The organism is Ekhidna sp., assembly GCF_964218185.1.
Lineage (GTDB): Bacteria > Bacteroidota > Bacteroidia > Cytophagales > Cyclobacteriaceae > Ekhidna.
Genome location: NZ_CAXPLV010000005.1, coordinates 733,334 through 757,165, shown reverse-complemented (window position 1 = coordinate 757,165; position 23,832 = coordinate 733,334). Strand labels below are relative to the sequence as shown.

General features: G+C 42.6%; 16 protein-coding genes. 2 read left to right on the top strand and 14 right to left on the bottom strand.

Annotated features, from left to right (window positions below):
• Nucleotides 1-37: 37 nt before the first annotated feature.
• The 14 genes from sprA to ACEQZT_RS08830 all read right to left on the bottom strand — a co-directional run bounded on the left by sprA (nt 38) and on the right by ACEQZT_RS08830 (nt 22,277).
• Nucleotides 38-7,150 (bottom strand): cell surface protein SprA, encoded by a 7,113-nt coding sequence (gene sprA / locus ACEQZT_RS08895; protein ID WP_370089081.1) that lies wholly within the window; start codon nt 7,148-7,150, stop codon nt 38-40.
• 27 nt (nt 7,151-7,177) lie between these two features.
• Nucleotides 7,178-7,771 carry a Holliday junction branch migration protein RuvA gene (gene ruvA, locus ACEQZT_RS08890; protein WP_370089080.1) on the bottom strand — a complete coding sequence of 198 codons (594 nt, stop codon included), beginning with the start codon at nt 7,769-7,771 and terminating at the stop codon, nt 7,178-7,180.
• Nucleotides 7,768-10,050 (bottom strand): NADP-dependent malic enzyme, encoded by a 2,283-nt coding sequence (locus tag ACEQZT_RS08885; protein WP_370089079.1) that lies wholly within the window; start codon nt 10,048-10,050, stop codon nt 7,768-7,770. Before ACEQZT_RS08885 ends, ruvA begins: the two co-directional genes overlap by 4 nt.
• Nucleotides 10,051-10,137: 87 nt before the next feature.
• The gene (locus tag ACEQZT_RS08880; protein WP_370089078.1) at nt 10,138-11,223 is read right to left on the bottom strand and encodes a DUF4837 family protein; all 1,086 of its coding nucleotides are present in this window, start codon (nt 11,221-11,223) and stop codon (nt 10,138-10,140) included.
• A gap of 89 nt (nt 11,224-11,312) precedes the next feature.
• Nucleotides 11,313-12,668, bottom strand: coding sequence for a LysM peptidoglycan-binding domain-containing protein (locus ACEQZT_RS08875; protein WP_370089077.1), 1,356 nt, complete (start codon nt 12,666-12,668; stop codon nt 11,313-11,315).
• A gap of 3 nt (nt 12,669-12,671) precedes the next feature.
• Nucleotides 12,672-14,105 (bottom strand): Asp-tRNA(Asn)/Glu-tRNA(Gln) amidotransferase subunit GatA, encoded by a 1,434-nt coding sequence (gene gatA, locus ACEQZT_RS08870; protein ID WP_370089076.1) that lies wholly within the window; start codon nt 14,103-14,105, stop codon nt 12,672-12,674.
• A 2-nt stretch (nt 14,106-14,107) separates the two neighbouring features.
• On the bottom strand, nt 14,108-14,308 hold the full coding sequence (gene tatA / locus ACEQZT_RS08865; protein ID WP_370089075.1) for a twin-arginine translocase TatA/TatE family subunit: 201 nt from the start codon (nt 14,306-14,308) through the stop codon (nt 14,108-14,110).
• 67 nt (nt 14,309-14,375) lie between these two features.
• Nucleotides 14,376-15,572: a murein hydrolase activator EnvC gene (locus ACEQZT_RS08860; RefSeq protein ID WP_370089074.1), complete on the bottom strand. Its 1,197-nt coding sequence runs from the start codon at nt 15,570-15,572 to the stop codon at nt 14,376-14,378.
• Nucleotides 15,559-16,299 (bottom strand): DUF4292 domain-containing protein, encoded by a 741-nt coding sequence (locus ACEQZT_RS08855; RefSeq protein WP_370089073.1) that lies wholly within the window; start codon nt 16,297-16,299, stop codon nt 15,559-15,561. Before ACEQZT_RS08855 ends, ACEQZT_RS08860 begins: the two co-directional genes overlap by 14 nt.
• Nucleotides 16,292-17,995 carry a tetratricopeptide repeat protein gene (locus ACEQZT_RS08850; RefSeq protein WP_370089072.1) on the bottom strand — a complete coding sequence of 568 codons (1,704 nt, stop codon included), beginning with the start codon at nt 17,993-17,995 and terminating at the stop codon, nt 16,292-16,294. The genes ACEQZT_RS08855 and ACEQZT_RS08850 overlap by 8 nt, the downstream gene beginning before the upstream one ends.
• A 5-nt stretch (nt 17,996-18,000) precedes the next feature.
• Nucleotides 18,001-18,999, bottom strand: a complete 999-nt coding sequence (locus ACEQZT_RS08845; protein WP_370089071.1) for a sugar phosphate nucleotidyltransferase — start codon at nt 18,997-18,999, stop codon at nt 18,001-18,003.
• Between the two features lie 20 nt (nt 19,000-19,019).
• Nucleotides 19,020-20,492, bottom strand: a complete 1,473-nt coding sequence (locus tag ACEQZT_RS08840; RefSeq protein ID WP_370089070.1) for a polysaccharide biosynthesis C-terminal domain-containing protein — start codon at nt 20,490-20,492, stop codon at nt 19,020-19,022.
• Between the two features lie 3 nt (nt 20,493-20,495).
• Entirely contained in the window at nt 20,496-21,284 is a 789-nt protein-coding gene (locus ACEQZT_RS08835; protein ID WP_370089069.1) for an enoyl-CoA hydratase/isomerase family protein, read from the bottom strand.
• Nucleotides 21,285-21,326: 42 nt separating this feature from the next.
• Nucleotides 21,327-22,277 carry an NAD-dependent epimerase/dehydratase family protein gene (locus tag ACEQZT_RS08830; RefSeq protein ID WP_370089068.1) on the bottom strand — a complete coding sequence of 317 codons (951 nt, stop codon included), beginning with the start codon at nt 22,275-22,277 and terminating at the stop codon, nt 21,327-21,329.
• 83 nt (nt 22,278-22,360) lie between these two features.
• Here ACEQZT_RS08830 and ACEQZT_RS08825 point away from each other — a divergent pair, with 83 nt between their 5' ends.
• Both ACEQZT_RS08825 and kbl read left to right on the top strand, forming a co-directional pair.
• Nucleotides 22,361-22,615 (top strand): hypothetical protein, encoded by a 255-nt coding sequence (locus tag ACEQZT_RS08825; RefSeq protein WP_370089067.1) that lies wholly within the window; start codon nt 22,361-22,363, stop codon nt 22,613-22,615.
• Nucleotide 22,616: 1 nt separating this feature from the next.
• Nucleotides 22,617-23,804, top strand: coding sequence for a glycine C-acetyltransferase (gene kbl, locus ACEQZT_RS08820; protein ID WP_370089066.1), 1,188 nt, complete (start codon nt 22,617-22,619; stop codon nt 23,802-23,804).
• Nucleotides 23,805-23,832: the final 28 nt, after the last annotated feature.

Sequence of the window (23,832 nt, the reverse complement as noted above, 5' to 3'; positions counted from 1 at the left end):
AACGGGCGTCAAAAATAAGACTTAGTAGCGAACTGCCCTACTGTGCAAGACCAAATCTTAGCTGAACTCCGAAAGCACTGGTGGCACGCTTGAACGAATTGCCTGCTTTGGGGTCCGTAACATTTCGCTCCATGTAAAAAGTGAAGTCTAATTGGTTGTTGATTTTGTAGGTGACTGTAGGCCTCACCTGCCAGCTAAAATTCCCATTTGTGACCGTACTTTTATCGTTGATTCTGCGCTGCACTGTTTTGCTATCTCGTACGGATGCAGCCACCCGCATCGTGAGGTCATTTTTTAAAGTCATTGTTCGTCCCTGAAACCTCCAGGGAAGCTTGAAGCCAACTTTTGAATAGCCAAAATCCAGTGTCACATCATTATTGGTAGTCTCCGTCACCTGCGCATTAGACATATTCAGAGCAAGGTTACGCGTCTTTCTATATTCCAGTCGCGTAGAAATATTGCTTTTAGTCCGAACATTGAATCCTATCAATGGTACAAATTGCTCCGAGATCATAACCTGATTAATGATGTATACTGGAACCAACCTTCCTGTCCCACTCCCTGTGGTATCTGCCTGAGGATAATCCAAAATATCGTTTTGAAGACCCACCACACTTTCGTCATAATTGAGTGAGTTTGTGAAACTGGAAACGCTATAGGAAGAATTGTATCCGTGCGATACTGTAAACGATGAGAAAATCTCTGATAAGGCAGGAATTTTTATCAACCCTGTATAGTCAACACGCCAGTTTGGAAGTGGTGTTTTAGGAAATGGAGTGAGTCCCACACTATTAGCATCCTGGCCGGAGTATGCCGCTATAAACGCTGGAATTAACACATCCTGAGAAATCGAATCATAGCTCAAGCTCTGGTTATTATTGGTCAGTTCATTGGCCTCATTTTGCCTTCTTCTAATGATATCAATGTTCCTCTCAAATTGAGAGAAAGCAGCAGAGGTGTTTTCAGCTCCGTCTCTCTGAAAAGCCGTTTGAATAGTTAAGAACGAAACGGAGTAGCTACCGCTTCTGGAAGGAGTTAATGTTTCAAATCCTCCGGCTCCATCAAACCTAAACACTTCCTGATAGCTGTTATTCAATCCTCTATTCCAGGTGAGTTGAATACGTAAATCTTTGCTAGGTTCCAGGTCAGCCTTTATATCTATATCTGTACCGAAGGTTTGCTGGAATGGGGAGTTCAGATTTTCATTTTCCACCAGCCATCCATTGTCAGCAGCTTTTTGCTTGATTCCCGGATCCTGACTTCCGAGGATAAATTCGATACCCGGGGCGTTGAATCCGCTATCCAATCCGAGCAAGAAGGCATTGGGTTTGAAACCAGGAAGTGACGTACTCTCATTGATATTGTACGTTCCATTCACAGATTTCAACATCATCAAAAATCTTAAAGCTTTGTTTCCCGGACTGACAGTCTCATCTTTAGCAGGTGGTGCTTTGGCATTCTTCAGGAAGGTGACCTTGTCGTAAAGCTTGTTGATATCAGCTCGGGAGGTAAGACCAATCGTTCTTTGGTTGTTGATGAAATTTCCGAAAATAAGAGAATCAGGTGTATTCGCACCCTGATCTATGGCTCCAGCAATCCAACCATACCCAACGGAGTATCGTGCATCGGCTGACAGCCAGTCTGTAAATGGAATCTTAGAAAGTGGAAGTGCATAGTTTAGCTGAATGTTTTGATTGAAATTCTTCAATCGACCCAAATTCAGAATCTGATCCCAGATAAAGCTTTTCTCTGCTTTGGTATCTATATCGCCTTCCACTCGATCCAGCGGTTCATCAATCACCGCATTAGCTGTGGCAGAATAAGTCAAGCCCAGGCTCTTGGTGAAGTCCCATCTAAATCCGTAGTTCCTGCTAAAGGTGAAATTTTTCTCATAGAGTGGCTTAACGTTTTCTATTTGAAGTTGGTCATCATAGTACTGTCTCAGCGTAAAATCTCTTCTTAGGTTCGTTGAAAAAGTAAGGTTGCTTGGCAAGAATGTGAAGTTGACGTCTTTGATCATGGCAAGATATGGGGAAGTGAGTTTCTCCGAGTTTTTGAATGGCTCCACCGTTCCGGCCGTTGGTGAATAATTGTAGGTGAGTCCTCCGCTTACTGATTTATTTAGGAAAACAGCTGTGTACACATTGTTTGTTACCCGATCGCTGTAGGCATAGCTGAAGGAGAAGTTCTCAATATCGTAAACACGTCGTACAGCATCAGGATTTACCTTTTCCTTTCTCACATTTGTGAAGTTGATACTCCGCCGGGTAGTTCTGTCGGTCACAATTTTCCGATATCTCTCTCGCTCTTGTGAGTCGTCAATTGCCGCCAAAGAAGCTTCTAACGGGACATCAGGATTTAAGGGATCAAACTGAGGCCTAGATGTAGTGTTTTCATAACTGACGTACATTGGAATAACGAGTCCTGTCTTGTCAGGTCTCATAAATTTTTCCAGATTCAGGTTTGCAGAAACGTTCATCAGCTTAGTTTCCTCCCTCGATCGTTCTGATATCTTGTCTTGTATTCCACCGAATCCGATAGTGGTATATTGGGTGGTTGCAGAAATAGTACCCAGATCGGCCAGTTTAGTACTTATTCGAGCGTTGGCTGCCCAGCCAGCATTTCTATCAAAATCCGTCACACGCAGTTCGTTTGCCCAAATACACACTGATTTTGGTGAACCGGAAGCATCACCGGGATTCCGAACTCCTATCATCAACACTTTAATTTCACTCAGGTTGGGATTTCCGAGAATAGTGAATTTATATCGGCCATCATTGGACGGCACACTAAACAATCTGTCTTGTTCAATTTTAGCATTATTCCTTTCAGATTTAACTCCAATCAATTCATCCAGGCTTACATCAATTTCATTTTCCAGTGGCCAGACTAACCTTCTAATTTCCTCATCAGACCCGGTCAAATTCGGAGGTGTGACTTTTAGTGGCACTTCAATTTCATAGTAGTTGCTGGACTCATCCCTACCTAGCCTGATAAAGGCCGAAACTTCATCGTCCAATAGCATCTGATTATTGTACGCCTCAGCATGCAGGAACATCTGCAATCTTCCATAATTGATCAGGTCGTACGCATTGCCTGCTTTTAACACCGCACGCGAATCTTTGTCTTCCAAGTCTTCTACACAAAGCTGCAGCGATTGCTCGTTTATTCGCCTGTTTTGGGTGGTGGTATTGTCTATATCACGATTGAAGCCCGGTGGCAATACATACCTGGTACCTCCTGAATTCGTCGTGCTGTTTTCCTCAATGTTTACGACCGAAACATTGAAATCTGATGTCTCTTCCTCAGGCAATGGATTCAAGCCGGGTTCCTGTAAGGAAGTTTTTACTTTACGCCATTGATTTCCCACCAACCTAAACTGTGCGAACCTCAGTACCACCGGCTGTTGCCAGCCTGTTAGGTACATTCTGATGAATTTTATACTATTAAAGCTAATATTACCATCACCAACTACATCCGGGTTGTCATTGATCGGAATTCTGAATTGATACCAGGTGGACTCACCATTTCCACTTTCAATTTGATCCACGATGTAATTGCTGAGCAGGTTGCCTCCGTTAGGATTATTTCCACGATCTAAATCAATCCTGTATTCATAGTAAGCTTCTCTGGATGAAACATCATTGTCAATGTCGATATTGATGTTTTCATTGTCTGGGAGATTGGTAGAAGAAGGGATGAAAGACTGACCTGCCGAAGTACTTGTTGGTGAGTTATTTTCCATGCCGTTCCAGTCCTTATACCGCTGCACAATTTTGGCGTCAAGCTGGTCATAGAAAGGGTCAAGAATATATCGAAAGTTATCTGCTGAGGGATCATCAAAAGAAGATAAATTGGTGAAATAATCCTGCTCGTCTTCATCCTTTAGACCATCCAAACCAATGTCTTGGTTTTCTCTGGCACCAGGTGAATTTTCAAAGAAATTAATGAGTGGTTCGTCTTCCGTGATACGACCCCAATCAGAGTTTAGCTCGGCTTGCGTAAACTCTCCGTTTGCAGACAGTCCATTCTCAAAAGCATGACGATCATCCCGGGCTATATCTTCAGACACACTTCCCAGGTTAAAGATCAATTCTCCTCCTGTAGTATTGTTTTGATTGAGCCTTCCGTCAAGCACCCGGCCTCTGTCTCCATCTATGAATGGATCCATCAACCAAAACTCGATGTACTCGATGTTATTATTACTGAAATTGCTTTGACTGGTGATAGCCCGTGTAATGGCTCCATAATTCTGCTCAGGGTTAGGCAAAGTGTTGTCAGGATTCGTAGCAGGGTTGTAGTTATACTGCCCTCTTTCAGATGGAAAATAAGCCACATCAAATATGGGCTCATTGAAGTTTACAAGGTTTTGATCTCTTTGCCTGAAAATTTCCTGAGGCAGGACTGACCGCTCGTAGTGATTTTCCAAATCCGTGTCGGAGATATTTCCCGGCCTGTTGTTTCCTCCTGCCCGATAGAAAATACTATTATCGACCGTATACCATGCAATTTTAGCAGAGCGATATCGGTTATCCAGGCTCTGGCTGTTCCATTCCGGATAATCTCCACTGGGTGTCGATCCAAGCCTCCAAGCCTGCCATCCCATGATATTGATAGGTGTTGCAGCATTTTCAAAATCATCGATGTAGGAGATCCCTTCACCATTCACTTGATTACTAGTTCCGGGGATGAGCTGAGCAAACTCTGCATTGATTGTAACTGTAGATGGTTCTTTGGTATTCACTAATGGAATTGCATCCACCATTTTGGTAAGGAATCGAGAATCGTTCTGATAGTTGATATCAAATCCATATTTGGTGTTTCTGGCAGGCTCATTACCAATAGCGAATCGAGTAATTCCCCCTGGTCGTTCATTAAGATGAAGCACTGTGGCTCCTATGTTGAAATCTTGGTTGAAACGGTAGTCAAATCGTGCTCCGGTAAGTGTCCTGGTCTGAAAGTTAAAAAGATCCAGTGGTTCGAAATCCACACGAACATCCCCGGCATTACAAACAGCTTCTGACAGAGTTACTGTTCCAAACTGATAGTCTACTGTATAATCGGTTCCTTCGTTTAGAATACGACCTCCTTGAGTCACCTGCACCGACCCCTCGGCTATATTAATGCCTCTTAAGGATTGGGTACAAGATCTTTGACCTGAAAATTTAACATTGAGGAAGAATTTATTTTTAGTAGGGTAATTATTCTTAGCATCGACTTTTACCTCCTCATACATCTCATTGAAAACATACTTTTGCTTTAGTGTTGTCTCATTGTTTTCAAATTTTTCCTCCAGATCCTTGCCAAAAGGCTCCACCACAGGGAAAATAACCAGACCTGTCTGTGTATTAATTGTTACCCCATTGATGAAGTCGAAATTTCCATCAGGAATGTAATCACCATTGCGGCCAAACCGATCCATATCAAGAACCTGCACCAGCGGAATATCCTTGAGACTTCCTTCGCTTAAATATGGATTGTACTGCTGGGTCTCATCATCCTCATAAATAATGCTCAGTTCGAAACCTTCCTGTACAATGTTGTACCCACCTATATTGTAGATGTTTTTCATCATCAAATCCCAGGCAGGTAAATCAGTGCTTGCATTGATCCCATTGGGCCTCAAGAGTTTCAAGAAGATCACTTTGTCATCGGATCGGTTTATGTAATCCTCAGAAAGCTCACCGACCTTATACTGCTTACCGTCGAAAGTGTACTCATAAGCAACAGCTAGCACTTCGTTTGTAGATAGTCGAGAATTCAAAGAGATATAACCTAATTGTTCATTGAGCTCATACCCCACACCTTCTTCCAGTTTTCTGGCTTGAGGTTTATTTTCATAGTCGATTTCGCTTTCGAATGTTGGGAAAGTGGAACTAAAGAATGCACCAACTTCATCCTTTGAAATCGGACTAGCTGGAAGATTGCTAAAAATACTATTTGCGCCGTTTCTGGTAGGCCCACCATTCCCAGTTCCAACACCAGGATCGCCCTCACGATATATTCGGGAGCCTTCACCTAAATCCATGATTGCTGCAATGTTTCTCAAATTCTCCGTGGCTTTATTTCCACCTACAACGTAAACCTCTACTCGCCTTATCTGAACACCAGATGAAATCTGTTGTCCTGACTTAAGTGACTTCTCGTAATTTTCCCTGAAGAAATGCCCAAGAAAATAGTGCCTGTTTTCATCGTATTCTACAGCCGGAATTTTACTTCCTTCATTACTTTCCTGACCATTCTCGAATGTGATGGACTCATTTCGCCCCCTTTGCTGCGACAAAACAGTAGTCACGTATAGTTTCCCAAATTGCAATTCAGTTTTAATCCCAAACAATGACTGAGCTCCACGGATGAGTGAATTGGAAACCGGCATACTTACGTTTCCGATCTCTATTTTTTTGATGATGTCCTCCTCATAGCCAGTATACTCTACCTTCAGGTTGTTCTGGAAATCGAAGGAGTTGTTGTTATCAAAATTAGCAGTGATGGCCAGCTTTTCACCAACCTTACCTACCACGTTCATGCTGATCTGCTGATCAAAGTTGAACGCTCCGTTTTTCTGCTGGCGAAGTGGGATGGCCGGGTTATCAATTCGCTGAAAACGAGCTCCAAAATCCAGATTTACAAATCCATTGGGCTGAATGTCTACATAACTTCCCCCGAAGATTCGATCGAAGACTGGACTGATGTAAAGCCTTGGTATGAGACTTCTGCCGCTGACGGCACTTTCCCCATCCAGTCCGACAGATTTTTCTTTGAAGTACTCCCGGTTTAGCTGGGAATTGTTGTAACGGTTAAATTCCTGAAAGGTCATAAAGGAGGCCGGGCGAAAATCCAGCGATCCGATATTTTCATAAACCGAATAAGTAATCCCCGCATCATCTGCCGTGGTGTCTGGATTGAACTGCACCTGCATATCCAGCTGCGATGGATCTCTTAGAAATAATGGAGAGCGGGAGCTTCTAAATGAAAAAGGATCACCAAAACGATAGCTCGGTTGAAAAGTAGGTTTCTGGCTTGGCTCGTATGGGCCAAGTGTGTCAGTCTTTACCGTATCCTGTTGCTGAAAATAAAGCGCATTGGCTTGCGACCAGCAACCCAAAATGAGAGACGCAAAAAGGAATCGTATATATGGATTTACTCTCAAAAAAAGGCGCTTAGTAATTAGATTAGGTTATGACCGCTTTAGGGCTTGTTTGATCAATTCTTCAAGTTTAATCTCCTCTCCGTATTCTTTCAAAATCTTATCGACAGTTTTTTCAGCTGCCGACTTATTTATTCCTAAAGTAGTCAAGGCAGATAACGCCTCAGAACGCAGTGTATTATCAAATCGGGGCTGAATTTCCACTGATTTATCCAGCAAACCTTCTTTTTTCATTTTATCCTTCAACTCAAGGATAATTCGCTGTGCAGTTTTACCCCCAATGCCCTTCACAGACTGAATGGTTTTTACATCTTCCTGCACAATTGCTGCCTGTAGTTCTTTGGCATCAAGTGAAGAGAGAATCATCAAGGCGGTGCTTGGCCCCACTCCATTTATGGATAATAAATCCAGAAAGCGCTTCTTCTCCGATTGCTCATAAAACCCGAAAAGCGTGTGTGAGTCCTCTTTAACATGTAGGTAGGTCTGGATCAGGATGTCTTCTTTGTCTTTGACCTGGGAGTAGGTGATCAAACTTATTTTCACTTCATACCCAACACCCCCCACGTCAACAACGAGGTGGGTAGGGTCTTTGAAAGCAAGTCGGCCTTTGAGGTATGTGATCATAGTCCGTCCCTGTTTTCCACACCGGCATCCACTACTGCAATAGCTACCATGTTGTAAATCTCACGCACTGAGCTACCTAGCTGAAGCACCTGAACAGATTTTTTCATACCCATAAGTATCGGACCTATTACCTCAGCCCCTCCTATTTCCATCAAGGTTTTATAGGCAATATTTCCTGATTGAAGATCTGGAAATATGAGCGTATTTACATTGTGTCCCTTCAAATCACTGAATGGATATAGCTCTTCCATCAGATGCTTGTTGAGTGCCACATTGGCTTGAATCTCACCATCGATTATCATATCCGGCCATCTTTTCTTAGCCAACTTCACTGCTTTAGCCATTTTCTCCGGCACTTCTCCTTTTGCTGAACCAAAATTTGAGAATGAAAGTCCCGCTATTTTTGGCTCATAGTCGAAGAATCTAACCGCCCGATGAGTAAGTCCGATAATCTCTACCAACTCTTCAGCTGATGGATTCATATTGACCGTGGTATCTGCAAAGAAGTAATTTCCTCTAGGTGTATTCATGATATACATTCCTGCTACTTTATTCACCCCTTCTTCCATCCCCACGATCTGTAGAGCAGGCAGCACCGTCTTAGGATAGTCATTTGACAGGCCTGAAATCAGCACATCAGCTTCTCCTTTTTCCACCATCATCATCCCGAAATACGTCCGGCTTAGCATCGCTTTTACAGCAAGGTGCTTCGTCATCCCTTTTCGTTGGCGCATTAGGGTGTATTCCTCCGCAAAAGCATTCACCTTGTCCATATGCTCATATGGATCGATAATATCGCAATCTTTGATGGCATCAAGTTCATGCTCTTCAATGAGTGCTTTAATGATATTTTGTTTCCCCATAAGTATTGGCGTCCCAATACCTGAATCAAGGGTCATCTGAGCTGCTTTCAAAATATTCACATGATCTGCCTCAGCAAAAACTACCTTTTTCGGATTCTGGCGAGCACGGTAGACAAACCGTGAAATAAGTCTTTGATCCAGTCCAACACGCTCTAACAACTCGTCTTCATATTTCTTCCAATCCGTAATCTGAATTCTTGCTACTCCTGAATCCATGGCTGCCTTTGCAACAGCTGGAGAAATAGTAGTTATGAGACGAGGATCCATGGGCTTGGGTATCAGGTACTCACTGCCAAATTTGATGCTTGATTTTCCGTATGCTTTGAGCACGATATCAGGAACCTGTTCCTTCGCCAGCTCAGCGATAGCTTTTACGGCAGCTAGTTTCATTTCTTCATTGATGGCGGTTGATCTTACGTCTAATGCTCCTCGGAAAATGTAAGGGAATCCAAGAACATTATTCACCTGGTTGGGGTGGTCAGAACGTCCGGTCGCCATCAACACATCCTTGCGTGTTTTCATAGCCAGGTCGTATGCAATCTCAGGATCTGGATTCGCCAATGCGAAAACAATTGGATTGTCAGCCATGGACTTCAGCATAGCAGGCGTAACAACATCCGCAATGGAAAGTCCAAGGAACATGTCTGCACCCTTAAGAGCTTCCTCCAGTGTTTCAATTTTCTTTTTTGTGACGTATTGGGATTTGATCTCATCCAGACCCTTGCGGCTTTCATTCAGAATCCCTTTGCTATCGGCCATCAGGATGTTTTCTTTTTTCGCCCCAAGCGCTACATATAGATTAGTGCATGCAATAGCTGCTGCCCCCGCACCGCTCACAACTATTTTGAGATCCTCAATTTTTTTATCAACCACCTCGAGTGCATTCAAAAGAGCTGCACTGGAAATAATGGCCGTACCATGCTGATCATCATGCATGATAGGGATATTCATTTGCTCCCTTAATGTCTGCTCTATTTTGAAGCTTTCCGGAGCTTTGATGTCTTCCAGGTTGATCCCCCCGAAAGTAGGCTCCATGGATTTTACAATTTCAATGAATTTATCAGGATCCTCCTCGTTGATTTCAATATCAAATACATCAATACCAGCAAACTTTTTGAAGAGTACACCTTTTCCCTCCATGACCGGCTTAGAAGCTTCCGGCCCGATGTTTCCCAAACCGAGCACAGCGGTTCCATTGGATATTACCCCCACCAAATTGCCTTTGGCGGTGTATTTATATACGTCCTCCGGGTTTTCTGCTATTGCCTTACATGGCTCAGCCACACCCGGGCTATAGGCTAATGCTAAATCGTGTTGTGAACTTACCGGTTTAGTTGAGTTAACCTCAATCTTACCAGCTGGTTTATTTGAATGATAATCTAATGCCTCCTTCGGCCTAATCTTCGTCGTACTCATCCTTCGTTGGTTAATGTTGGGTCGGACATAATAATCCGACCTTCAAAGGTCACCAACTAAAAAGGAATAAGCAATTATTAGAACAGATTAAGAAGCTTCTTTTGGTGCAGAAATTTCGCTCTTCGTCTTAAATGTGGAAAGAATTGCTTCTATTTCCCTAACCAGATTTTTCTTACGTGTACCTGGAGAATCCACATACCCCTCCACATAAAACACAAGCCCTGCGGCTTCATCCACAATAGTGTAGCTTACAAAAGGCCCCCCTCTGGAATTGTCACTGATCTTCCAAAGACCTCTGGCCTCCACCGCAAAGTTGCCATTGAAGTTTACACGCTCGGTGAATACTGGGATTATTTCCTGACGCTTAATGTAAACATCCGGATTCTCTCCATCGTATAGGTTTTGTCTGGTGATCTTGTCGCGAAATTCCCCTATCTCATTAAATATTCCCCTATCCGTATAAGGCTCGTAATAGATAAATAAGCTCTGCTCTGTCTCTGCATCCATTTTCCTTAGCCACACAAAATTTTTCAGGTCTCTTGCCTTCTCCCACCCGTATGGGATCGTTATGGAAACATTATGATTTTCTTTAATTCGGGCGGCAAGCTGCTTCTGTGCACTATTAAAAATTTGACCTTTAATTGTCTCTCTGGCAGATGCTTCAAAAAACTCTCGGATTTGCGATCGATTGTAGTTGATTTTTTTGGCAAGTAGTTCTTCACTTGATGAAAACAAAAACATCACTGTTTGTCCTTTAGCAAAAACATCGCGCTGAGTCCGCATATAAATAGTAGTATCTCGTTTAATCTGATTCAGCGATTGATCGGTGAAAAACTGCTGCAGAACTCTACTATCTGGGGTTTTACTATCCAGTGTCATCACAAACACCATATTCTTAGCAGACTTTAGGACAGAATTGAGCCTTCTTGGATTGACTTTACTGACGTTGAAGAGGGGCTCATCCTGGGGAAGTCCCAGCATGGGAGCCATAAAGGTTTTTCGAAGTTCCTCTCCCAAACCAACTGTATCTGCCCACTGAGTTGAGTCAACCACTAAAATGATTTCATCAGCCTCTCCCCTTGCTTTGGGCAGCATGTCTTTTCTATTAGCTTCTCGCGCAGATTCAGTACATCCAAAGGCTACTGCTATAAAAAGAACTAAGTATCTATACATGGTAATCTCCTGTTTCGTTTCGCGCTTATTTTAAGCAAAAACTATTCCGTGAGCACCAAACTTAGGGCATTGTTTTAAAAGTTGGGCAATTAGTTTGGAATCACCAGCGATTGTCCCGGCTTAATAGTATTGGTCGTTAGTCGATTGACCTCTTTAAGCTTTTCAATACTGGTGTTGTTGTTTCTACTAATGCTCCACAAAGAGTCCCCTGATTTCACCGTATAAACCGAGCCGCCAGCTAAGGGAGCTGAGGGTTGTGAAGGCGGTGGAGTAGTTGCTAATGCTGTATACAAGCTTTTGCTGCTGCTATTGTAAGTAGGTAGCACCCAAATACTCAATCGTTGACCTACACGTATCAGGTTTCCTCTAATTCCATTCCATGACCTGATATCTGATACTCTCACTCCATATTGTTGAGCGATGGTTCCCAGCACATCCCCACTTCGAACACGATAATAGAGCCTTTCTCTACCATACGTGCTTCCGGGAGTGTTTCTGGCCAGATAGTCCAGGTGTTCCTTACCTACTTTAGAAGCGGTATCGTAGAGTGTAATCCGATTAGCAACAATATCTTCCTTCCAGTCGGTAGGTATTTTTAGTGCAAAGTTTTTGGTGCCCTCCGGCAGAGCTCCACGCTTTATCTGCGGATTCCACATGAGTACATCATCTACACACATCCCAATTTGATTACAGAATGTCTCTAAATGGAAATATTGAGATATGAGAATGGTATCAAGCTCAGGGTGAAAGTACTCAGGCTCTTCACTGAATCCATGCTCTTCCAGATGATTAAACAGATAAGTAATCGCAACAAATTGAGGCACATAAGAACGTGTCTCTCGAGGCAGGTACCTGTATATTTCCCAAAAATCTCGCTTATACCCGCTCCTTCTAATTGCTTTTCTGACATTTCCCGGACCACAATTGTAAGCTGCCAGCGCCAACTCCCAACTATTAAATGAGTTATACAAATCCCTCAAATGCCTGGCCGCAGCGTCGGTGGCTTCCACTGGGTCCATTCTGTCATCCACATACCAATCGCTGGTCAGCCCATACATTTTGCCTGTAGAAGATATGAATTGCCACAATCCAACGGCATTAGCTCTTGAGATAGCATTTGGCCTCAAGCCTGACTCAACGATGGCCAGATATTTAAGCTCATCGGGCATGTTGTATCGTGCCAGTGTTTCAGAGAAAAGTGGAAAATACAATTCTTTTTTTCGAATGATGTCTCGCGTGTATTCACGATCCTTGATGGCGAAGTAATCGATGAAGGCCATCACCCGCTCATTGAAAACCAGAGGAACCTCATTTTCAATGCAGCTCATCCGGTCTGCTATCTCGTCATATGTGTTGTCAGGGATCACCTCGGTGAGTTGAAACTCCTGACCTTTCCCCACTAATGAAATGAATATAATCCCAAGAAGGAACCATTTTCGTGTCATATCCTATCTATTTTGATCTTTGAAAGTAATGATTTGATTTGATATTTCAAGCAATTCTGACTCATTAAAGCTTTTTGACATCAATTGAACGCCGATTGGCAGTCTCTGGTTGTCAAAGCCAACAGGCACAGAAATAGCCGGTATTCCCACCACATTAGCCTGAACGGTGTAAAGATCCTCTAAGTACATCTGCATCGGATTTTCGTTCATTTCCCCGATCTTAAACGCTGTTGTTGGAGTTGTTGGAGAAATGATGAAGTCATATTTATCCAAAATGGCATTTGTTTCATCCCTGATTAACCTTCTTACTTTTTGAGCCTTGGAATAGTATGCATCGTAATAGCTGGCGCTCAATACAAACGTACCTGTCATGATCCTTCGCTTCACTTCTGTACCAAAACCCTCTGACCGGGTCATTTTATACATCTCCTCCAGGTTTTCGCTTTTTGCTCGCTTCCCAAAACGCACTCCGTCATATCTAGACAAATTAGAGCTTGCTTCCGCTGCGGTCAATACATAATAGGTTGGCAAAATGTATTCGAGCAAGTCAAACTGAACCTCTTCGACTTCATGTCCAGCAGACTTCAATTGATCAATAACTTCTAAAGTACATTCCTTAATCTGACTATCCAAGCCATCATGATCGATGGTTTCTTTGAAGTAAGCAATCTTGTATTTTCCACCTGCATTTCTTTTAGAAAAATCAGGGACTGGCTGACTTGAAACTGTGCTATCAAATTCATCTTCCCCAGCCATTACTTCCAGCACCAATGCTGCATCTTCAACACTCTTCGAAATGATTCCAACAGTATCAAATGAACTAGCATAGGCCGCTAGTCCATATCTCGAAATGCGTGAATATGTGGGCTTTAAACCAATCAATCCGCAAAAAGCAGCAGGCTGTCTGACAGACCCGCCTGTATCTGATCCGATAGATACCTGGCACATATCCGCACCTACAGCAACGGCTGAACCACCTGAAGAGCCACCGGGAACTCTGGATTCATCGATGGGATTTCGGCTCACCCCGAATGCGGAATTCTCATTGGAGGAACCCATTGCGAACTCATCGCAATTCTGATGGCCGATGATGATCGCATCCTCATCTATAAGTTTTTGAATGGCAGTAGCGGTGTATTGAGAGCTGAATCCCTCTAGAATATTGCTGGCGCATTGCAGTCGATGATTTTCATAAGCAAAGACATCCTTTATGCCAATGATCATTCCTGCCAGCTTGCCCGCTTTGCCGGAGGCAATTTTTTGATCCACAGCTTTGGCTTGCTTCAAAGCAGAATCACTGTAAATAGAAAGGAAGGCATTAAGCCTTCCATTTTTCTCATTAATGTTTTGTAAATAGTGCTCGGTAAGTTGAAAAACAGTGAGTTTACCCGCACCTATCTCTGATCGAATTTCAGAGAGCGATCGAAAATCCTTCAAGGTTATGCCTTTTTATCTTCGCTTGCTCCTTCGTTGATTTCGTTTTTAATCTCTTTGGTAGCATCTTTAAATTCTCTGATGCCTTTTCCCATACCACGTGCTATTTCAGGGATTTTCTTCGCTCCGAAGAAAATAATGATAAATAGAGCGATGATTAAAAACTCTGTCCATCCTAGGCCACCTATAAATAATAATACGTTCATTCTAGTCTTCTTTAAGAGTACAAAGATAAGTATTTAGAAATGGAGCTATCAGGGATATTCCAACAATTTATTTTAACGCCAACCAGTTTTCCGGGTTGAGTTTTGTAGTTCCTTTATAAACCTGAAATTCAAGCTCTGATATTCCATCCCGATCGGTATAAACTTCGCCAATAATGTCATTAGATCTTACTTTTTGACCTTTTTTTACATTAATGGTCTTTAATCTGGCGTATACTGTCAGGTAGTCACCATGCCTGATCACTACAATGTTGTTTTTTCCCTGAATGGTTCCTATCAGTGTAACTTCTCCATCAAAAACAGCCTTAACCGGAGAATCTTTCTCTGTTTGGATACCCACACCATCGTTAATGATCGTAATTCTTTTCAAAACCGGGTGAGGCTGTTTCCCAAACTTTGAAGAAATAAAACCTGATCCCACAGGCCATGTCAGGTTATTTTTTCTGGATTCAAACAACCTGGTAAGCTCTGCTGCGCTAGCCGCCTCTGCAGTAGAAGCGGTTGATGATTTTTTTGCCTCATCTTCAATAATCTTAGCAATAAGCGTATTGAGTCTGGCATTTGCTGCTTTTCTGTCCTCTACCTCTTTTCTAAGCTGTCTTTCTTTTTTTGTGAGCTGCGCTACAAGCTCCGATTGCTTCCGTTTCGAATTTGCTAGTTTTCTACTCTCCCTTACCTGTTGATTCAACAATCGCTGCTGCTCGGCTCGCTTTGCTTCTACTTTGCTTCGCTGATCATTTAATTCTTTCGTTACCACCTCTATTTGCTCCGCTTGCAATCGACGAGCATCTGCGTACTGCTCCAAATATTTTAGTCGCTGCAGCAATTGATTGAAATCACTGGCGGAAAATAGAAACATGAGGCGGCTATTGCCTCTGTTCGCTTTATAGGATGAATAAATCTGAGCCGCATATTCCTCCTTCAGATGTTTGAGGTCGTTTTGCAGTGATGACACCACAATTTTTAGATCCGTGATCTCATTGTCGAGAATTCTAATCTCCGATCCTATGGAAAGAATCAATGATTCACGTGCATTGATTTGCTGATTTAGTGCTTGTAGCTGACCAAGTGTGGCTTTTTTCTCATCCGCGGTTTCGTTCAGGATACGCTCAGCCTCTGCAATTTTTCGAAGATTTTCCTTCTTTTCCTGCTCCAATTGGCTCTTGGACTTTTGAGCCTGTGATTCGGTGCTCAGAAAAGCAATGCAAAAGATAAAAAGGAATGAGGCAATGCTATTTCTTTTCATACTTGCTCGGAACGGAGTATGGGAAGCTGATCGGCCCATCTTCAATGACCATTTTATTGTATGAAATACTGATCTCTGTATTCGGTTTAGTTTCAGCCTCATAGTCTATAACTGCCAAAATTTCATTTGGAAATATTTGACTATCCACTAAGATAAAATCGCTGTAATTTACTGAAATCGTGTTTCTTGAGCCCTCATCGAACACCTGAACTTTTTCGAGCTTCATACTCTGAGCTCCAATGTAGTTGTGAAACAGATAGACTCCTTTTGATGCCGTATAGGTGAAATAGTTGTCCTTTTTCTCTACACGCTGACGATTGTATGGCTCAACCAAATTCCCCAAAATCACCGATTGTATCATTTGAAAATTGAAATCAAAGTCATATTCCTTCGACAGCTCCTCAAATGTATACTCGTAATATTGCTTCTTTAATTTATCGAGGATCCGAACATTCTCAGTATCGATAAGAACCCGGGCTCCCTCAAATCCAAATCCTGAGATGGAAATCCAGATGATGCTATCTTTTTTTATGCGGAAATTGGCGGTAGCGGACACATTTTTATCCTCATGATCAAACCGGAATTTGGCTTTGGCTGACATGTATTCAAATTCCGGGTCTACTACTTCAAGCTTATCCCTCTTTTTCCCAAAAATGGCTCCCGCTTGCCTGTTGCATGAAGACAGGCCAATCATCCCAACAAGACACACTACTACCAGCTTATTCATAAAGCTTTCTATCTGCAATTTTCTTTTCTATTAATTCTGAAGCACTTCCCAGATCCCGCGCTCTTTCCCACTGCCTGATAGCCTCCTCTACTTCTCCCAGTTGGTAAAGCACATCACCGTAGTGTTCAATGACTGTGCCATCTTCATCCAGGGAAACCGCCTTTTCAAGGAATTTCCTGGATTCTTTGAATTTCCCGTTTGTATATAGCACCCAACCATGGGTATCGAGATAAGTAGGATTATTTGGGTGCTGCTCAATCAACTTAGATGACATTTCAAGTGCTTTGTCTAAATCCTTGTTAGCAAGAGACAAAAAGTAACTGTAGTTATTCAGCACATGGTCATTGTTTGGGCTGTTTTCCAATGCCTTTTCGTAAGCTTTGAATGACTTATCCTGTTCTTTCAGCCCATTGTAAGCATCACCCAACTGACCATAGAAAACAGTAAGCAGATTAGGATCTACGGTATATTTTCTGCCCTGCTCCAGCATTCTCACAGATTTCTTGTAATCATTTTTAATCAAGTGTCCGGTACCGGCGAAGTAGTATAATAATGCCTGATTTGGAAAATATTCCAACGCTCGTTCGGCGTGCACTACCACGCTATCATACTGGTTCAAGTCTGCCTCAACATTGAGGATATTTTGCCATACGGAGTAATTCGAAGGACTTAGAGTTACAGCTTTCAGATAATATTTTACCGCACTTTCACTATCGCCATTCTGATACAGCATGTCACCAACAAAAGCTTGCGCTTTGAATTCATCCGGATATTGATCTGCAAGTTGAACTGCAATCTTTGTGAGTTTCCTTCTGTCTTCTGCTTTGGGAGACATAATCATATAGTTGGAGACAATCTGAAATTTTGCATCAAAATCAATTGAATTGGTTTCAAATGCCTCACTCATCAAATTCAGCGATCTTTCCCGATCACCCCGCATCCAGGCGAGTTCGCTTTTCATCAAGGTAATTCTGGAAGAAGTAGACTCGGTAGCCTCATAATCTACGATTGCTGCTTCAGCCTCCTCTAATTTCTTATTTTGGATTAAAAAATTGATCAATTCCACCTTGTACGATGACTCGTGTGGGTATGCATCGATCAACTTTTCGTACTCTTCTACCACCTGATCCAGCTTACCCTCCTTCATGTAGATCCGCTGCTTTTCTCTGGTTATCTCCTCCTTTACCCCCAGCTGGGCTTCAATTTGATCAAACACCCGAAACATCTCGTCACGTCTGCCTGTAAGCTGATACAGCTCTGCCAGTTCATAAAGTGCGTTTTCCTCCGAAGGAAATAGCTCCAGCAATTTTTCATAGGTCTTTGCCGCGTCTATATAAAAACCGACAGACTGGTATATTCTGGCCAGTCCAAGCCGGTAGTATTTGTTTTGGGGATCGAGCTCAATCGCTTCCATTGCATATGGGATGGCTTTTTGACCCTCATCGCTCTTAGCCAATACTTCAGCTATCTTAAAATGAGTAGCGGCACTCTCCGAATTCATTTCCAACGCCACATGAAAATTCTCAAGCGCTTTGGCATAATTCTCAAGAATCAGCTGCTTCTCAGCCTCTACCAAAACCCCTTCAAGTTTCAGGGAATCTTCCTGAGTTTGTGGAACCACAATATCCTTCTTTTTCCTTTGAGAAAAGGAAAGAAAGACAGTTAAGAAGATGGCTGAAAAAAGAAGTATTCGCATCGGTTTTACCATTCACTGTAATCACCCAAACTCACAGATTTTGGGTTGCCTTCCAAATTAACGAAGTTTCCAATCATCGAGTTGGTTAATTCAACGCCAGTTAGCGTTGTGTTATTTTGAATCAGAGACTCTGAAATTTTGGAGTCGCTAACCTTACAATTCTTGCCTATAGAAACGTTTGGGCCTATAATAGAGTTCGAAAGCTCACTTCCCGCCCCAATAAATACCGGCTCTTTGATCTCGCAGTTTTCAAGTTTTGCCTCACTTGAAATCAGATTTTGACCTTTCAGAAAGCCTAAATATCTTGAGTTGGACTCCACGGTAATTGCTTTGTTACCGCAATCCAGCCACTCATTCACAGTGCCAACGGTAAAATTGGTTCCTTTAGCTTTCATGTTTTCAAGTGCCATGGTTAGCTGAAATTCACCTCCGGCTCTAATATTATTTTCTATCAGATGGTTGATCTCATCTCTCAGATCTTCTCCTTTTTTGAAGTAATAGATACCGATGATCGCCTGATCAGAAACAAATGTCGATGGCTTCTCTATGAAGTCAGTAATGATTCCGTCTTCATTGGTTTTCACCACCCCAAATGCACTCGGGTCATCTACCCTTTTCGTCCATATGATTCCATCGTCATCCGGATTCAATTTGAAATCCGCTCTAAAAAGTGTATCCGAAAACGCAACTGTTACTTTTCCCTCAAGAATTTCATTGGCACAAGCGATCGCATGAGCTGTGCCCTCCGCTGTTTCCTGAACAAAGAAATGAGCCTCCGCACCTACTTCTTTGGCGATTTCTCTAAGCTGATCTTTTACCTCATCCTCAAAATCACCAATAACAAACCCTATTTTTTTTATTGTCTCGGGGGCTACTTCAGCAATATCTTCAACCAGCCGCTGCACAATCGGCTTTCCGGCAATCGGAATCAAAGGTTTCGGTGTTGTCAATGTATGTGGCCTCAGTCGCTTTCCTTTTCCGGCCATCGGAATGATTAAGTTCATAAAATCAAATTGATTTTTAGCTATTTAGCTCTGAATCGAGACAAAGATTTTCTTTCAAAAATGATCGACAAAGTTAGAAAGATTAAGGTGATCAGAACGGCAATAAATGGTGATTGTTCGAATTGCTCATTCAAAATAATCCCCCCAGCAGCCAGTCCAACATAAGCAATTACCTTCCAGACCTGATAGGGTACTGGGTAGTGTCGCATTCCCCACACATATGAAATAGCCACCATTAATAAGTACGAAGCAAAGGTAGCAATTGCACTACCCATATATCCCATCACAGGAATCAACATCCAGTTTAGCACAAATGTCGTAAAGGCACCTATCAGACTTATGTAAGCACCATAAAGGGTGTTATCAGTAAGCTTGTACCACAGCGATAGATTGTAAAACACACCTAAAAAAAGTCCTCCTCCCAGCAGCCAGGGTACAGCATCAAGTGCCATCAGGTAACTTTCCTGACGGAGAAAAATGGGAGCATAATATGGCATAAAAATACAAAGCACAAGCCAGCTAAAAGAGGTGAACAAAACAAACATGGTCATAACCTGGCTGAACACTTGTGGTGAGTTTTTCTCCTTTGCCTGAGCAAAAAAGAACGGTTCAAAGGCATAGCGAAAAGCCTGGACTGCCAATGTCATAAAAACCGAAAGTTTGTAGCATGCTCCAAAAATTCCTAAAACCTCCAGATTGGTATACCCGTCATAAAATCCCTCCGGCAATCGATACTTTAGAATAGCTCTACTTAGCATTTCATTTGTAACTCCTGCAAACCCGATAATCAATACCGGCCAGGCATATTTCATCATACGCTTCCATTCAGCGGCATTGAATGTGAGCTTGACTTTCAGCCAATCCTTAAAGAAAAAGAGTAAGTACAGTCCATTGGCTATTAGATTGGAAAGGAAAACATACCCCACGCCCAAATCAGGATTATAAATGTGTCGAATGAAACTCTGAGGATAATCTCGCAAAATCAACGGACAGAGAATGATAAAAAAGATGTTGAGAAAAATATTAACCCCAATATTCGAAAGCTTGAAGACTGCAAAATGATATGCCTTCCCAACCTGTCTTAATCTTGCGAAAGGAATGGCTACAATTGCATCGATCGCAAGAATAGCCGCCAGCCATTGAATGAAGTTTTGCTTGTCTGGATAATCCAGAGCTACCGCAATATGACCGGATAATATCCACGTGATTCCTGAAAAAAGTATGGAAGTAACAAGAATGCTCGTGAAAGCCAGATTGAAGTAATTAGCTCCATTCTCCTGCGATGAGAATCGAAAATAGGCCGTTTCCAGCCCATAGATGTAAAGTATGTTCAAGAATGCAACATAAGCGTACAACTCCGTGACTATACCATACTCCAATGGTGCAAAGACCGACGTATAGAGTGGCACCAGCAAATAATTCAGCATCCGTCCGAGTACACTACTCAGGCCATAGACTGCCGTCTGACTTGCAAGCTTTCTAAGAATTGACAAGGATTATTCGCCTTTAAAATTGGCTTTTCGCTTCTCCAGAAATGCAGCTACACCTTCTTTAAAGTCCTCAGTGCCGAAGCATCCGGCAAAAGCATTGGCCTCCGTTTGGTATCCGTTTGCCCCATCTTCAAAATGAGCATTTACTGAATCAATCACCAAGCCAATTGCTACAGGTGCTTTAGATGCTATTTTCTGAAGCAGTTCGGTTGCTTTCGCTAAAGCTGAAGCTTTATCTGCCTCTACATAATTAGCAAGGCCAAGCTGCTCTGCTCTCTCAGCAGAAATCATATCTGCGCTCATCAGAAATTCAAACGCACGACCTTTCCCAATTAGTTGGGTCAATCGCTGTGTCCCACCATATCCTGGGATTAAGCCCAGGTTTACTTCCGGTTGACCAAACTTGGCCGTACTCACAGCAATTCGCATGTGTGCTGACATGGCCAATTCACAACCTCCACCTAGCGCAAAGCCATTAACGACAGCAATTACTGGCGTATGACAATTTTCAATCGACTGGAAAATCTCCTGACCCTCCTCAGCAAACTTGCGCGCATGCATCTCACTCAGACCGGTAAACTCAGTAATGTCAGCTCCAGCTACAAACGCTTTTTCGCCCGCCCCGGTAAGGACCACTCCTCGTATATCTTTTGGATTGTCCTGAACATACTGAAACGCCTCCTTTAGCTCAAGCATTGTAGCACGGTTGAGGGCATTCATTTTGCTTTCTCTGTTGATGGTGATGGTTAAAATCCCATCAGCTAAATCAAGCGCTAGATTTTCGTATGACTCCATGGTTGATTGGTTTTTCAGACGGAAAGAAAAGGGAAAATTGCCTTAATCAAAAACAATCGTCTTCTTCAAATTTGTAATCATGGTCTCCGTGAGCTCCTTTAGACCAAATTCATGTTGCCACCCCCAATTGTTTCTCGCAGCACTATCATCAATGCTTCCCGGCCAGCTATCGGCTATTTTTTGGCGAAAATCCGGGTTATAAGTCACTTTGAAATCAGGATAGTGTTTTTGAATTTCAGCAGTGATCTCTTTGGGTGTAAAACTCATGGCTGCCAGATTGTAAGAGCTTCTCACTTTCACATTTTTCGCATCGGTCTCCATCAAATCAATGGTCGCCTTCACCGCGTCATCCATGTACATCATTGGCAGCATGGTGTTTTCAGAAAGGAAGCATTCATATGACTCACCAGCGATTGCCTTGTGATAAATATCCACAGCATAATCGGTGGTTCCACCTCCAGGTAAAGCTTTATACCCAATCAAACCCGGATACCGAAGACTCCTCACATCCACTCCATATTTTTCAAAATAATACTCACACCAGCGTTCACCGGCTAGTTTAGAAATACCATAAACTGTATTCGGGCTCATCACGGTATTCTGAGGAGTATTTTCCTTTGGAGTATCAGGACCAAACACCGCAATGGAACTCGGCCAATAAATTTTATTCAACTTTTCCTTTCCTGCCTCCAACACAGTAAGCAAGCTCTCCATGTTTAACTGCCACGCAAAATGTGGATTCTGCTCTCCTTTTGCAGACAGAACCGCAGCAAGATGGTAAACCTGATTGATACCATGCTTTTCAAGGATAATCTGGAAAGACTCCTTATTCATGATATTCAGCTTTTCATAAGGCCCATTTGCCAGCAGGTCGATGGGTTCATCTCGAAGGTCGGACGCTATCACATTGTCCGTTCCCTTTAGTTCTCTAAGCTTTAATGTAAGTTCTGTGCCTAGTTGTCCGCACGCTCCAATAATCAGGATTTTATCCATCAGGTTAAATGTTGTTTTTTCTTTTTTCGGGATTGCAAATTTACACCTCATAAGAAAACTGGCTTCCATTAAATTTGCCCTCGATGGAGTTTGAAGAATATCTGAAAGGAAAGAAAATAGATTCTGAAAAATACAAAGCGGCTGAACCCAAACAGTACGCTGATTTCAAAGGTTTATTCGATCAGATGCATCCGGAGAGCTTCACTCAACAAAAACTTTTTTTGATTAATCAAATTCGCAGAGCTTACAAGTTTGAAGAGATAGAAGAAATAAAAAAACCTACTCCCAAGCCTGCCATGCGACCGAAAATAAAACCCCTAAAACCAAAGACAAGCTGATATGTACACATCACTTAAGGCGAAACTTGAAAAAGAAATTGCAGAAATCCACGAGGCGGGATTGTATAAGAAGGAACGTGTAATTGCGTCTCCACAGGAAGCAGACATCACTCTCAATGATGGCTCTGAGGTAATCAACTTTTGTGCGAATAACTACCTGGGGCTGTCCTCTCATCCGAAAGTAGTCGAGGCTGCAAAAAAGACCATCGATACACATGGCTATGGCATGTCCTCGGTTCGATTCATTTGTGGAACGCAGGATATTCATAAGGAATTGGAGCGAAAGATCTCAGAGTTTCTGGGTACTGAAGACACCATTTTGTACGCTGCAGCTTTTGATGCGAATGGTGGAGTATTCGAGCCGCTTTTTGGACCGGAGGATGCGATTATTTCAGATTCATTGAATCACGCATCGATCATTGATGGAGTTCGTCTTTGCAAAGCTCAGCGCTATCGCTACAAAAACAATGATATGGCAGACTTGGAGGAGCAATTAAAAGCTGCGAAAGATGCCAAATGCAAGATTATCGTTACCGATGGGGTTTTCTCTATGGATGGCACCATCGCCCAGCTGGACAAGATATGTGATCTCGCAGACAAGTATGATGCGGTAGTGATGACGGATGAGTGTCATTCTACCGGCTTCATTGGAAAAACCGGACGTGGGGTTCACGAATACCGAAACTGCATGGATCGAGTAGACATCATCACAGGGACGCTAGGAAAAGCGATGGGTGGTGCATCCGGGGGATTCACCTCGGGTAAAAAAGAAATCATCGATATGCTTCGTCAGCGATCAAGACCATACTTGTTCTCCAACACTGTGGCTCCATCCATCGTGGGTGCTTCTATTGCAGTAATAGACATGCTAAGTGAAACTACAGAGCTTAGAGACAAGCTGGAAAGCAACACTAAGTATTTCAGAACGAAGATGACTGAAGTGGGCTTTGATATTAAACCGGGTGAGCACCCTATTGTGCCGATCATGCTTTATGATGCTAAGCTTTCTCAGCAAATGGCTGCCAAACTTTTAGAAAAAGGCATTTATGTCATTGGATTCTATTTTCCAGTAGTGCCAAAAGGTGAGGCAAGAATCAGAGTCCAAATCTCAGCTGTCCATGATCGAGCGCATCTGGATAAAGCTATTCAGGCATTTACTGAGGTTGGTAAGGAATTGGGAGTTATCTAATTAGAAGAAAATCGAAGCATTGAATCCT